Origin of the sequence: Maritimibacter harenae, assembly GCF_009882975.1 — a bacterium.
GTDB classification, from domain to species: Bacteria; Pseudomonadota; Alphaproteobacteria; order Rhodobacterales; family Rhodobacteraceae; genus Maritimibacter; species Maritimibacter harenae.
This window is the reverse complement of sequence record NZ_WTUX01000070.1, coordinates 12,521-25,151: the sequence shown is the minus strand read 5'-3', so window position 1 is coordinate 25,151 and position 12,631 is coordinate 12,521. Positions and strand designations below refer to the sequence as shown.

At 61.5% G+C, this 12,631-nt stretch carries 12 protein-coding genes; 2 read left to right on the top strand and 10 right to left on the bottom strand.

Features of this window, described 5'->3' with window-relative positions; all coding sequences use genetic code 11:
• The first annotated feature begins 300 nt into the window (after window positions 1-300).
• A complete protein-coding gene (locus GQE99_RS21080) occupies window positions 301-2,250 on the top strand; it encodes a TIR domain-containing protein (RefSeq protein ID WP_043754103.1) in 1,950 nt (649 codons plus the stop codon).
• Complete coding sequence (locus GQE99_RS21075) at window positions 2,247-3,803, top strand: argonaute/piwi family protein (RefSeq protein WP_043754109.1); 1,557 nt, start codon at window positions 2,247-2,249, stop codon at window positions 3,801-3,803. The genes GQE99_RS21080 and GQE99_RS21075 overlap by 4 nt, the downstream gene beginning before the upstream one ends.
• A 205-nt stretch (window positions 3,804-4,008) precedes the next feature.
• Here GQE99_RS21075 and GQE99_RS21070 read toward each other — a convergent pair whose 3' ends face one another.
• From GQE99_RS21070 to GQE99_RS21030, 10 genes are all read right to left on the bottom strand, one after another.
• Window positions 4,009-4,737 (bottom strand): DUF736 family protein, encoded by a 729-nt coding sequence (locus GQE99_RS21070; protein ID WP_043754112.1) that lies wholly within the window; start codon window positions 4,735-4,737, stop codon window positions 4,009-4,011.
• 124 nt (window positions 4,738-4,861) lie between these two features.
• Entirely contained in the window at window positions 4,862-5,164 is a 303-nt protein-coding gene (locus GQE99_RS21065; RefSeq protein ID WP_028288606.1) for a hypothetical protein, read from the bottom strand.
• Window positions 5,165-5,264: 100 nt separating this feature from the next.
• Window positions 5,265-5,726 (bottom strand): DUF6915 family protein, encoded by a 462-nt coding sequence (locus GQE99_RS21060; protein WP_028288607.1) that lies wholly within the window; start codon window positions 5,724-5,726, stop codon window positions 5,265-5,267.
• 1 nt (window position 5,727) lies between these two features.
• Window positions 5,728-6,114: a DUF6878 family protein gene (locus GQE99_RS21055; protein ID WP_028288608.1), complete on the bottom strand. Its 387-nt coding sequence runs from the start codon at window positions 6,112-6,114 to the stop codon at window positions 5,728-5,730.
• 121 nt (window positions 6,115-6,235) lie between these two features.
• The gene (locus GQE99_RS21050; RefSeq protein ID WP_161353883.1) at window positions 6,236-10,498 is read right to left on the bottom strand and encodes a strawberry notch family protein; all 4,263 of its coding nucleotides are present in this window, start codon (window positions 10,496-10,498) and stop codon (window positions 6,236-6,238) included.
• Between the two features lie 102 nt (window positions 10,499-10,600).
• Window positions 10,601-10,753, bottom strand: coding sequence for an antitoxin PaaA2 family protein (locus tag GQE99_RS21045; protein WP_043754116.1), 153 nt, complete (start codon window positions 10,751-10,753; stop codon window positions 10,601-10,603).
• Window positions 10,743-10,907, bottom strand: a complete 165-nt coding sequence (locus GQE99_RS21355; protein WP_009819683.1) for a hypothetical protein — start codon at window positions 10,905-10,907, stop codon at window positions 10,743-10,745. The genes GQE99_RS21045 and GQE99_RS21355 overlap by 11 nt, the downstream gene beginning before the upstream one ends.
• A 94-nt stretch (window positions 10,908-11,001) precedes the next feature.
• A complete protein-coding gene (locus GQE99_RS21040) occupies window positions 11,002-11,520 on the bottom strand; it encodes a type II toxin-antitoxin system YhaV family toxin (protein WP_024099306.1) in 519 nt (172 codons plus the stop codon).
• The gene (locus GQE99_RS21035; protein WP_005668772.1) at window positions 11,517-11,843 is read right to left on the bottom strand and encodes a type II toxin-antitoxin system PrlF family antitoxin; all 327 of its coding nucleotides are present in this window, start codon (window positions 11,841-11,843) and stop codon (window positions 11,517-11,519) included. The genes GQE99_RS21040 and GQE99_RS21035 overlap by 4 nt, the downstream gene beginning before the upstream one ends.
• 124 nt (window positions 11,844-11,967) lie before the next feature.
• Window positions 11,968-12,621 carry a DUF6927 domain-containing protein gene (locus tag GQE99_RS21030; RefSeq protein ID WP_028288610.1) on the bottom strand — a complete coding sequence of 218 codons (654 nt, stop codon included), beginning with the start codon at window positions 12,619-12,621 and terminating at the stop codon, window positions 11,968-11,970.
• Window positions 12,622-12,631 lie beyond the last annotated feature (10 nt).

Genomic DNA, 12,631 nt, shown 5'->3' with positions numbered 1-12,631 from the left:
AGGCGCAACGCCGCGGTGAGGCCGCATGGCCGAATGCGCGACGGACCGAAGGGCCGTTCTCCCCTGCGACACGCGAAGCCAAGATGGGGAGGCTAGAAGCGTTAAACCAAGGTTGATGTACAGGAAACTCCCCTGCCAACTATACTAAGTTCCTATCAGAGCATGCGACATGGACAGAAAGCCGACCTTCGCGGCGACACATCGTACCTGTGCTCTAGATTCTCTGTAAAATACCAAATCGGCATGTCTGTGAGGTAAGTCTTGGGTGTAATCCGGACTGGACGGCGATATATAGATATTATGCCTGCCGATTTCTCTGCCTTATCGCCCTCCGAGTTCGAGGCGCTTTCAGCCGACCTTATCGGGCGCGCTCTTGGTATCCGCTTCGAGCAATTCGGCGAAGGAGCTGATGGTGGAATAGATGGACGCCACGCGCCGGAGGCGCAAAGCCTGACGATCCTACAAGCTAAGAGATACGAGAGATCTGCTATCTCAGCTTTGAAGCGTGAAATGTCGAAGGAGCGCGCGAAGATCGATCAGTTGGCGCCCGATCGCTACATCCTGTCAACGTCCGTAGCGATGACCCCACAAAGGAAGCAGGACCTCGTGGAGATTTGCGGCCCCGCCATTCGATCTCCGGGAAACATCTTCGGGCGCGAGGATCTTGAGGCATTGCTGCGCGCGCATCCTGACATCGAGGAAGCTCATCCCAAGTTATGGATCCCCGCGAGCGGGCGTACGCTGAAGCGAATGCTTCATGAGACGCTGGATGAGCGCGAGGGCCACCTGAAGCCTCCTTCGGTCCTTCGAGCGTTGCTTCCAAAGCCAGGGATCGGCGGAAAGGTGGAGTCAGAGGCGGAAACGCAACGGGATACCCTGTTCCTTGTCGGAGCGCGCCCCGACCACGATCACTTCATCCTTTGGCTCGGTCCAAAGCTCGAAGCGCACGGATATCGCGTTTTTTCCGAGATCCTGACTCTCGAGCCTGGAGACAGATGGCACAAGGAGATTGGAGTGGCGTTGGAGCACCGCGCTGCGAAGGTTCTGGCAGTGGCGGGCGCGGCCACCCGCGCCAACGACGACGCGATGGACCTGATCGACAGGGCGAAAACGCTTGCTGCAAGTTTTGGCGACACTCGCCTGATTATCCCGTTACGGATCGAGGAGGGGGCCAAGATTGATGGCCTCCGCGATGCGACGCCTGCCGATTTCGCGCGGGGTTGGGCAGAAGGGCTTTCGAAGCTTCTGGAGACGCTGCGTCGCCAAGGCGTAACGCGCCGACGCGAGCACATCGCGGTCGCAGCTCAATGGGACAGCTTCCGCAAGCGTGGTGCTGTTCCGCTAGTGCGCGAGCCAGAGTCCTTGGTCTCGAATTGGATTCAGATCTTGGAAATGCCCGATGAACTCCACTTCTACGAGGCGGCAGGAGCGGTCCAGACCGACGTCCTCAAGAGGCGGGTGCGAGGGCTGTCGTTTCCCGCCGTCGCGCATGAGCGAGGCGTGATCACCTTCGCTGCGCCCCCTGATGTTGGGGAAAGCCTCGAAGGCGTAGCGAAGTTGCGCCTACGGACTTCTGTGCCGGTTGTCGATGCGGTAGAAAAGGGTATGCCTGAGATAGGCGTCGCGGGACGCGATCTGTCGAACATGCTCACGGGCCTGTTGCGCGATGGATGGGAACGGCACTGCAGGAATATTGGCATGGTCGCCTATGCGTATTCCAACGGCGATGGTTTCCATGTGTCCCCTAACCAGGTCGCGATTGGTGAGCGGGTGCCCTGGGGGCGACAAGGTGAGCGCCGGTCGTCGATGCTGCGCAACATCGCCCGAAAGCATGTTTGGTCCTATGGGGTGACGGCGATTCCCCGAAACTGGCCTTTCTGGCACTTCCGTCTGAAAGCGCGCGTCCTTTTCGCGATGGATAACAATACGGAGCAGGGCGAACGCATAGATGATCCGAAGAAGATGCATCGCCTTCGCAGATCGGGCTGCAAGGGTTGGCGCAACAAGCAATGGCACGGACGGCTTCTGGCATTCCTTCAGATCATGTCGGGTGACTCAGCCTACATTCGGGTTCCGCTGGCTCCAGGCCAGGACATGCTTCTTTCCTCTGAGCCCCTTCTCTTCACGTCGCCGGTCAGTACAGCTCTTCCTGACGTGGGCGACCCGGATGCCGAGGAGCAGGACGAAAGCACGCTCGGGCGGCCAGAGGCTGACGACGACGATGCTGAGCCCGAAGGAGACGGTAAATGAGGTTTCCCGAAGCAAGCTTGATCGTAGATCACTTCGATGAGCCAGAACTCGACTTCCGCCATGACCAGAGGAGCCACCACCCAAAGGACGGCCTGTTTCTCTATGGACCTCATGACGGCCCTCGGAAGCTTCGAGAAGTCCGAATTGGGGTTGTGGGAACGTCGGACGGGATCGGACACTTCCGATCTTGGAGCCGCCGGCTGCTTTCCGGGATACCGGTGCCGCCTCCGGGGCCGACGGAGAAGAAGGACCGTCTTCATCTCGCGGATTTCGCCGGGCTCGAAGAGACATTCGGCATTACTTTCGATCCAGATCGGCTCAGGTCCCTGACGGTCGAGTTTGACGCCATCGAGCGGGCGACCAGGGTGCAGAACATGCACGAGGCCGTCGATGCGGTCGCCCGTATCTACACTGAGCGCGTCCACAAGTTCAGGCGCAACGAGGAGGGTTCGATTGATGTATGGATGTTCGTCGTGCCCGAGATAGTCTACGAGCGCTGCCGTCCGGAATCGAGGCGGACCGGTTTGACCCTGGTCGCTGGAAAAACGCCCAAGAAGCAGCGCGCAAGGTCACCCCAGTCGTTCCTTTTCATGGACGAACGGTTCGATCCGCGCATTGAGGACGTGTTTGACGACATTCCCGACTTCCGTAGGCACATCAAGGCGACTTTGCTCTCGATCGCGCCCTCTCAGATCCTGCGCGAGTCGACCCTTGAGCCGACAGCGTTCCTCAACAGTGCGGGCTATCCGAAGCGAACCACCCAAGACCCTGCGACAGTGGCGTGGAACATCGCGACGGGGCTTTACTATAAGACACAGGACCGTCCACCCTGGCGGCTGTCGAACGTGCGCGAAGGAGTATGCTACATCGGGATGGTCTACAAGAACCTCCCAAACAACCGCGATAATCACGTCTGCTGCGCGGCGCAGATGTTTTTGAGTGAAGGCGATGGCGTGGTGTTCCGCGGCGCGAATGGCCCTTGGAAGACCGGCAAGTACGAATACCATCTAAACGCTGACGCCGCGAAAGAACTTCTAGAGACTGTGATAGAAGCGTACCGGGATCTGCACTCCGAGCCGCCCAAGGAACTCTTCATCCATGGGCAGGCGTCATTCAACGACGAGGAGTGGCAGGCCTTCTGTCAGGCGGCTCCGAAGGGGACGAACGTCGTCGGTGTACGGATCAGACCTACGGGTGGTGACGCAAAGCTCTTCCGTGCAGGCGACTACCCCGTGATCAGAGGAACGGCTCTAAGTTTAGACGAGAAGAACGCCTATCTTTGGACGAGCGGCTACGTCCCGCAGCTGGATACGTATATCGGGCCTGAAACACCCAACCCGCTTATGGTGACGATCCTGCGCTCAAAGCATCATAAGCCAGAGATGCGGACGGTACTTGCTGACATCATGGGACTGACAAAGATCAACTACAACTCGTGCAACTTCAACGATGGGTTGCCGGTAACAGTCCGCTTCGCAAAGATGGTCGGAGACATCCTTGTGATGGGTTCGGCGCGGGAGGGCGGACCGCAGCCATTCAAGTACTATATTTGACCGGGCTGTTTTCGGGTGTGTGTTCGGACGCGGGGCAGGCCGTTCTAAGGGCTGCCGCCATCTTATGTTTTGGGGCCGTTCGCAACCTGAACGCGCCTGGCAAATCACTAACTGACCTTACTTTCATGCAAATGGACATTGTAAGAGGGGAACCGTGATCCCACGGCTCCCCTTTCGGTGCGGATCGTCTAATCTCGCGCGTTGGTCACGCGACCAGCGACAGCCCTGCGCCTGCGTCCTGTGGCTGCTCACCGCTGTCGATGAACGGGATGATCGAGAAGGTCTGCCCGCCGCGCTGCTCTTCGTTCTGCACGGCGTTGACGCGCAGGTCACCGTAAGGCGTGTTGATCAGCAGCGTCAGGTAGTCATTGCCCGTGCGGCTGCTTTTGGCCATCCACGCCGAGCCGACGCGGATCGGTGTGCCCCGGGGCGAGCTGACCTCGATCCGGTAATCGGGGTGGGTCTCCTCGGTTTTGTAGCTGTTCTCGATCAGGATGAACTCCAGATCGAACATCATGTTGGCGATGTAGCCGGCGAAGGCGTTGTCGGCGTCCATGGCGGTGAGCTCGCCCGAGATCGAGCCGGATTTCATCAGGCCGTTAGAGACCAGCGCGATGATCTCGAATGCGCCGCTTTGGGTCGCGCGCGCTTCTTTCGTCTGTACCGCGTTGACCCGGAAAGGGCCGAGGCCGACATCGATCTGCATCGAGATGTAGGGGTTGCCGCTGGTATTGCCGGTTTCGTTCCAGGCCGTGCCGATGCGCACCTTGCGGCCCGACTTGTTGATCGCCGTCACGTCATAATCCGGGCTGCGCGCGGACATCTTGGCCCGTGCCTCAAGCTGGATGGCGATGTCAAATCGCGTCGAGTGGATCATGCCGGTGTATTCGGCGGCGGCGGTCTCGACATTGCGGGTGAGGGTTCCTGCGAACATGGGATGGTTCCTTTTGGATTGGCCGGTGCCTGACGTTCTTGCCAGCGCATCCGGGATTGCTTTCTCGACCCCTCCTGGGATCACAAACCAGAAAGCTTGCTTTCCTTTCAGCCCCGCCCACGGGTCAGAGCTGCCGTCCGAGTGGGCATGCCCCCGCGCGTTCGGGTGCTGCGCCCCTCCCCTGCCCGTCTGGTCTTGATTGGCTACCCGGATTTTCCGCGCTGTCCTTCGATTGCGCGATGAAGAACTCCGCCTCTTTTCCGTTCAACCGGTGCCCGCTCCGGTCGGTCAGGCCGATGCAGCTACCGTTCGGCACAAAGGTGATGAGGTACTGACCGAGCCGGTCCTTGTGGACAACGTAGCCGGTATTGGCCCAGTGCACGGTCTGACCGGCATCGACGGCCGCCTTGATGTCTTCGAATGTCATGTGATCCTCCTCAAAAAGATTGCTGGGGAAACGACGCAAGAAGCCTGATCTTCCGACCGGGCTTCTATGCAGCATTCGTTTGGCAAACGACCGAGAGCTGTCAGGCGCTTTGCGTGGCTTGCGTGGCGCGCGCCGCCATCCAATCTTTCAGGCCGAGAACCGTTCTTCCGGCGGCCACCTCGAATGCCCAAGCAACCCTTGGATCGCCGCAGGGCTCCCCGCTGAGGTGCTGCTCGATATGGCCATTGGCCATCCATGGCTCAGGCTGTATCCGTCGCAGCCAGTCCGCCATGCTCGGAATGCGGCCCTGGCAGTCTTCGCGGACATGCTGCTCGCCGATCCAGCGCACGGGGATGTCCCGACCCGCGCTATTGGTCAGGGTCAGACCGAAGACACGTTCGGCCTCGAACAGGCCTTGAGCATGATGACGCAAGGCGCGGTGCGTGAAGAGGGCGAGGTGTTCTTTCGAGGCGTCGAACCAGTCGTGGATGTCCTGATAGTCAGATGGCACCCCACCGAATTTCCGGGCAGAGCTTTCAGCATGATGAAGCGGATGGGCCATCTCAAAGCCCGTCGTCATAGCTGTGCGAGCATTCAACGTAGCGGTCGGCGTGATCGAGGGTGATGCTGTCTGCTGCAATGTCCCAGGTCAGCGTGCCGTAGCCGCCCTCGTTGTTCTCGAACCCCGGATGATGGTGATAGGCGAGTGACCAGGCGAAATCGCCCACGGCGGTGACAAGCGCTTCCGGCAGTTGGACCTCCGCAGGCTGCACATTCACGTCCTCGACATTGCCGGAGTCGCCATAGCCTTCGTATTCGGCGGTGACCTCGTTGATGCCAAGCGCGCGCAATTGCACGATCAGTTCCGCTCGGGTTGCTTTCAGGGTGGTTTCGTGCTCGGCGCGCCACTGAGCCGCCATTGCGGCATAGTCGATCTGGGGATTGGTCATGGGTCTGTCCTCTTATCAGAAGTTGGGGGGCCAGGCGTCGCATTGGTCAGCGCGCGCCCGGAAAGCGCAGACCGGCCAAATCCCGATCCGCGACGCCCGACCCAAAGCCCGCTTTGGCTTTTCAGGCGGCTTGGTCTGCCGCGTTGCTGGTTCCCTGCCCCACAATCCGGGCCAGAATGCTGACCGTGTCGATCCCGTCCCCATGCGGCAGGAACACCCGCAGCTGGAAGGCAATGATCTCGGTGAAACACCCCATGGCCTTGAGGCCTTCGATCATGCCCTTGTCCGCACCGCCCAGCTCAAGGCGCATCTCGCCTGCGACCCGGCGACGGGTCAGCGTCAGACCCCGGCCCAGATCGACCGGCGTGGTGGTGCCAAGAGCCGCAGTCAGCATCTCCTGTGGCGTTTGCGGGTTAGAAACGAGGAAGCTGGCGCGCAGCGCGGCCGCCCCTTCCTCGCTCAGCGTGCGCCCGATCATGGCGGTCGCCCCGTCCGGCGTGACGCGGTAGATGCGTTCATTCGTGGTCGGGATGTCCTTCCAGATCGGCAACAGCAGCCCGGTCAGCAGGTAGAGCTTGGTCGTGGTGGTTTTTGGCAGGGACGCTGCCTCGGCATCCCAAAGCTTTGCAAACTCGGGCCTGTCGATGTCTTCCCAGGCCGAAGACGTGAACCGAGCCTCTTCGAGATAGCTAGACCCGTTTGGCCGCACCGCCTTGCGCATCAGTGTGACAATATCCTCGTCATACATCTGCATGGGGCGCGCCGAGATGAGCGCCGCGCGACCGGAGGCGCGATTGACCATCGGTAACTTGTCGGGATTGCGCGACATGGCCTCTTCGGCGTCCAGCACATACACTGGGTCGGTGACCTCCAGCCCGATAATCCGCGTCACGGCGCCGGATTTCGGGCAGGTCCAGAGATCCTCGGTGGAGACCTGTTCTATCTTGTCGCCGCGTAGGGTTTCCACGCCGAGATCGAGCGTGCCCGCCGCGCGCGCCCGTTCCGTCTGATCGGCAATCCGGCGCATGAACTCGGCAAAGAGTGCGTTCTGCATGTGGATGGGAAGGGCAAGCACCCGGTTGAGAAACCGCTGGATCGGGGGAAGCTCCTCAAGGAGCACCCCGTCCTTGTCGATCAGCCGCAGGGCGGTCCAGTCGGTGAAGCTCTCGTAGCTCATCGCCTCAGCGCGCCCGGCGGCAAGATCGGCGAAATACCCACGCAGCGCCGCTCGCGCGATCGGGCTTTCGAGATTGTCCTCCTCGCGGAACATGCCTTGCGAGCCGGTCTCGCGCTGACCCTTGGTCAAGGCCCCCAGCTGGTCGAGGCGCTTGGCTATAGTCGAGGTGAAACGCTTTTCGCCATGCACATCCGAGGTGCAGACCCGGAAGAAGGGCGCGCTGACTTGGGCAGAGCGATGCGTGCGGCCGAGCCCCTGGATGGCCGCATCGGCGCGCCAGCCGGGCTCCAGCAGGTAGTGCCGCCGCCGTTTCTGGTTCTTCGCCGTTTGCGCCGCATGATACGACCGGCCCGTACCGCCCGCATCGGAGAAGATAAGGATATCCTTATCACCGTCCATGAAGGCTTGGGTTTCGGATGAATTGCTGCTGGCGGCGCGCTTTTCGATGAAGAGATGACCATCCTCGGCCTTGAGGGGTCGGATGGACCGCCCCGTGACTTCTGCCACGGCCTCGTCGCCAAAGGCCCAGAGGATCTGATCCAGCGCCGAGGGGATCGGCGCCAGCGTCATCAACTCCATCATGGCCGCGTCACGCAGAGCGAGCGCCTCGCGCGAGACGACCAGCGCGCCAGTTTCATCCCGAAGCGGCTCAGCCACCATGTTGCCGTCGATCTCCACGAGCTTTTGGGCATGGATCGGAAAAGCCTGTTCGAGGTAGGCGAGAACATAGTCGCGTGGCGTCAAGGCACCCTCGACGAGTTCATCCTCCGGGTCCATCGTCTCAAGCCGACGCTTCAACAGGCTCTCACCCGTCGAGACCACCTGGATGACGCAAGCCTTGCCTGCCGCCAGATCGTCCGCGATGGCGTGGATGATGGTCGGGGCCTTCATGCCCATCAGCAGATGATTGAAGAAACGCTGCTTTGTGCTCTCGAAGCGGGACTTGGCCGAGGCGCGTGCTGCCGAGGCATTGGTCTCTCCCGAGGCATCGTTGACGCCGGTGGCTGTCAAAGCGGCTTCGAGATTGTGGTGGATTGTGCGAAAGGCTCCCGCATAGGCGTCGTAGATCTCGATCTGGGCCGGGGTGAGCGCGTGTTCGAGCACGTCATACTCCACGCCATCGAAGCTGAGGGCGCGGGCCGTGTAGAGGCCGAGCGTCTTGAGATCGCGCGCGACCACCTCCATGGCGGCGACACCGCCAGCTTCCATCGCAGAAACGAAGCTCTCGCGGCTTGGGAAGGGGTATTCCGGCCCCTGCCCCCAGAGACCAAGACGCGCGGCATAGGCCAGGTTGTGCACGCTCGTGGCACCCGTGGCCGAGATGTAGAAGACGCGGGCGCGGGGTGCGGCCAGTTGCAGCCGCAGGCCCGCAAGGCCCTGCTGGGAGGGTTTGACCCCCCTGCCCTGCTCGGACCCTGCCGCGTTCTGCATGGCATGGGCCTCATCAAAGGCCAGCACGCCATCGAAGTCGTCGCCCATCCAGGCGAGGATCTGGCTCAGTCGCGTGGTGCCGCATTTGCCCGCGGACCGCAGCGTGGCGTAGGTGACGAAGAGGATACCGTCGCCCATCGGGATGGGCTGATCCGGTTTCCATTTGGAGAGCGGCTGGATGTCGGCGGGCGAGCCGCCAAGATCGGTCCAGTCGCGGATCGCGTCCTCGATGAGCGTGGCGGATTTGGAGACCCAGATCGCCTTTCTGCGTCCAGCGAGCCAGTTCACCAGGATGAGCCCGGCGCATTCGCGCCCCTTGCCGCAGCCCGTGCCGTCACCGAGGAAGTAGCCAAGGCGATAAGCATTGGCGTCCGGGTCATCATCGGCACGGGTGAGTTTGGTCTGGTCGTCGTCGATGGTGAACCGCCCCGGCAGGTCACGCCCATGGGCATCATGGGCCATGATGATGGTCTCGAGCTGAGCCTCGGAGAGATGCCCATCCTCGATCAGCCTGGCTGGCAGGCGCAATTCCGCACTGGCCGTGTCCGAAGGCACGGGCGGCGCCACGGAAGCCATGGCGATGCTTTCGACCAGCGGAGTGGGATGTTCCTGCGCGCCCGCGATCTCAATGCGCTGCGGCCGGTAGCGCGCATAGATGTCCGAGACGGGCCTGTTGTCGCGCGGGGTCTGAAAGCTTGTGAAGCTGAGCGGACGGACGGCATTGGGCCGTGGATTGGAGGCGGCGAGAGGCGCAGCGGCGGTCTTGCGCGGGGCAGAAGAGTGAACGGTCGGCCGCGCGTGCGGCATCGACGCCACCCTTTGGGCGGGGCGCGCCTCGGGCCGGGTTGCGGCCACTGCGTCGACATATGCCAAGGCTTCATCCAAGTCCCTGACGCTGGCGCGGATCATCTCTCCGTCCTCCTGCACCTTGTCGAAGACCATCAGCTGGGTTTCCACAGAGGTGCCGAGCTTGCGGTAAACCTGTCCCGGCATCGTGAGGGCCAAGCGCGGCGTCAGGAGACCGCAAGCGCGCGACCAATGCGCGGCATCGCGTTCGGGCGTGAATCCCGGCGGCATGATCGCCACCAGCCGCCCGCCATGCGCGAGACGCTTTGCAGCCGCAATGAGATGTTTGGCGGCGATGTGCTTGTCGCGGGATCGGTCGACCGAAGAGGCGAAGGGCGGGTTCATCACCACGATGTCGGGTAGAACCGGCGTCTGCAGCAGATCGTCGATATGCTCGCCGTCATGGCTCGTCACCTCGCCACCGAAGACAGCGCGCAATAGGCTCTGGCGAAAGGGGTCGATGTCATTGAGCAAAAGCGTGGCACCGGCCCGGGCGGCGAAAGCAGCCAGGGCACCGGTGCCAGCCGAGGGCTCCAGAACGGTCTCGCCCTTGCGGATCGCCGCGGCCCGCAAAACCAGCGCCGCGAATGGCAGCGGCGTGGAAAACTGCTGTAGCCGGATCTGCTGCTCTGACCGGCGGGTTTCCGTCAGGAGCCGTGAGGCAAGTAGCCTTGCAGCGGCGGTGTCACCTGCCGCGCCGTTCCCACGCAGCAGCACCTGGACAGCCGCTGCCTGCATCATGTCATAGGCCATGCGCCAGTCCCAGGCGCCACCGGCATCGCTGCCATGAAACGTCTCGCGCATGATACGCGCGAGCGCTGAACTGCGCAGGGGCTGGTCATCGACCTCCGTGCCGATTTGCGCGAGGGCAGAGGCGAGATCGGCTTCGGAGATTGCGAGAGCCGGGTTGGCCGTTCTGGGTTTGGACATGGGGATTTTCCTTTGGATCAGGGTCTGAGTTCCAAAGGACAAAAAGCCCGCTTTCGCTTTTCAGGGTGACGTAGTCAGACCGCGCCGACCTCAAAGGCTTGGTCAGGACTTGGGTTCGACCTGCCGCTTCGCATCAATCAATGCCTGTGCGGCCTGCATCACCTGAACCTGAGATGTTCCCGAGCGTGCATCCTCCAGCGCGGCCTGCACCTGCGCGCAAAACCACGTGTCATAAGAATTCGCTTCAGCGGCCACGGAAATGCTCCTCGAGCCCGATATCCAGCAGCTTGCCGAGGTCATCGGGCATGTCTGCAACGCGCACAGCAATTGGGAAACGGTGCCCCGTCAGGTCAGGCGCGCATTGCTCCTCTAGACCGAGGTGCTGCCTATCCTTTTCCGTCTCATTCATTGTGCTTTCTCCGACCGCATTATCAGCCGATGCTACATCTTCGAGCGTGGCGTCGTAAATGATAATGCCAAAGGGTCATAGCAAGCTGGCCCACTTACCGATCGGGCACCGCTTCAAGGGATTTCTCGAACCGCTTGCCTGCCGCTGCAGCTTCTTTCAAGAGCGCGTCGAAATTGTCAGGTGGGTTGCCATCTTCCAGCATCCCTTTGAACGTCGCATAGGCATCCGTCTTGCTGCCATAGGCGCGCAGGGTCTTGTCGTCGTTCACCCATGCCACCACGATGACCTTCGCATCGCTGTTGAACCGGTAGAACAGCCGATACTGCTGGAAGAATTTCGCCCGGAACCAGTGCTTGCGGTGATCGCCGAGTGTGCCGCCTTGCCGGAAGGCGGCGGCACCCGGATCTGCAGGTATGGCCTCGGTGACCAGCTTGAAGATGGCGGCCAGCCGTTTCGTCGGGTTTTTCTTGTGCCAGGTCTTGGGGTCGCGAGCCTTACGCGCCTCTACCTCCTCGACCAGCCCTTCGAGCTGGTCCAGAAAGAGTGGGTGCGCATAAATCGACCATCCATTCACGACAAGGGGCGCTTGGGCGGGCACGCTATCGCCGCTCATTCATCCTCGAGCGATAGCGGCGCATCGAGATCGACATCAACGTCTCCGACCAGTGCTGCAAGACGGTCATGCAAAGCCCCATCGAAAGCCCGAATGCGGTCCGGATGCGCCTTGATATCGGCCTCGACAAAATCGAGAAAGGCTCCGAGCACGGGATCTTCCTCGTCGCTGCGCACGGGCTCGATATAGACCCTGCCACTCGGCTCGGTGCAGTAACGAATCTGGTCGCCCTTGCCCAGCTTGAGCTGTTTGCGCACACCCGCCGGCACGGTCGTCTGATACCGATCCGTGAGTTTCGAGACATCTTGTGCGAGGGCTGTCATGGCAGTCTCCTGAAGAAAAGGGGCTTTGCTGCCCGCGATAGGTAATGCATTTGCATTGCCTTGTCAAGACAAGCCGCAGCATCTGCTGTCGCCGGGCAGGTCGATGAACCGTCCGGCGCAGGACCTAATTTCGCCCCGCCAGGAACTCCGCCAGCACCGGGCTAGCCGCACCTTTCGTGGAGCTGAGCAGCTCCGAGCCCGCAAGCGAGGCCTTCGACAGGCGTACGAGCCCACCAGTTTCCTCGATGCGGTAGCAGCGGCGCTTTTGCCGCCCACGCCTGTAGTGGGTCGCGGTGACAATCTGGCAGGTACTGCCATCGGTGAGCGTCACAGGGGTGGCGAGCTTGATCTTGTCGCCTTCCTCGTAGTCCGGGATCGCAGCCCAGTCCTGGCAGCGCTGGCGCCAGGCATGAGCATAGCTGTCTGGGTCTTTCAGCTCGGACAGCAGGGCCAATAGGCTCAGTGGCGCGCGGGATTCGACCGGTCCCGCGCTTTCCTCCATGTCCTTGTAGCCCCAGCAGCCGTCATCATATCGGGTAAGGAATACGGCGGCGAAAGTGATCGAGCCGTCAGGATCGGTGACATAGGTCGCGTCCTCGACAGGGGTGCCGTCGCGATTGGTAACCCTAGCCGCTGCATACCAGGTGGAGCCAACCTTGCAGGCCTTGACCAGTTCAGTTTTGCGCGTGTCGCCCTCAAAGGTGCAGAGCCGGGCAATTTCCGCTTTCTCATCCGCGTAGGATTTGACGCGGCCGTCGGTGTAGAACAGCCATCCCATCTCAGAGTCC

Excerpts from the sequence above, each read along its gene's own strand:
- GQE99_RS21080 (WP_043754103.1), top strand. The coding sequence starts at position 301 with ATGCCTGCCGATTTCTCTGCCTTATCGCCCTCCGAGTTCGAGGCGCTT.
- GQE99_RS21075 (WP_043754109.1), top strand. The coding sequence starts at position 2,247 with ATGAGGTTTCCCGAAGCAAGCTTGATCGTAGATCACTTCGATGAGCCA.
- GQE99_RS21070 (WP_043754112.1), bottom strand. The coding sequence starts at position 4,737 with ATGTTCGCAGGAACCCTCACCCGCAATGTCGAGACCGCCGCCGCCGAA.
- GQE99_RS21065 (WP_028288606.1), bottom strand. The coding sequence starts at position 5,164 with ATGACATTCGAAGACATCAAGGCGGCCGTCGATGCCGGTCAGACCGTG.
- GQE99_RS21060 (WP_028288607.1), bottom strand. The coding sequence starts at position 5,726 with ATGGCCCATCCGCTTCATCATGCTGAAAGCTCTGCCCGGAAATTCGGT.
- GQE99_RS21055 (WP_028288608.1), bottom strand. The coding sequence starts at position 6,114 with ATGACCAATCCCCAGATCGACTATGCCGCAATGGCGGCTCAGTGGCGC.
- GQE99_RS21050 (WP_161353883.1), bottom strand. The coding sequence starts at position 10,498 with ATGTCCAAACCCAGAACGGCCAACCCGGCTCTCGCAATCTCCGAAGCC.
- GQE99_RS21355 (WP_009819683.1), bottom strand. The coding sequence starts at position 10,907 with ATGAATGAGACGGAAAAGGATAGGCAGCACCTCGGTCTAGAGGAGCAA.
- GQE99_RS21040 (WP_024099306.1), bottom strand. The coding sequence starts at position 11,520 with ATGAGCGGCGATAGCGTGCCCGCCCAAGCGCCCCTTGTCGTGAATGGA.
- GQE99_RS21035 (WP_005668772.1), bottom strand. The coding sequence starts at position 11,843 with ATGACAGCCCTCGCACAAGATGTCTCGAAACTCACGGATCGGTATCAG.
- GQE99_RS21030 (WP_028288610.1), bottom strand. The coding sequence starts at position 12,621 with ATGGGATGGCTGTTCTACACCGACGGCCGCGTCAAATCCTACGCGGAT.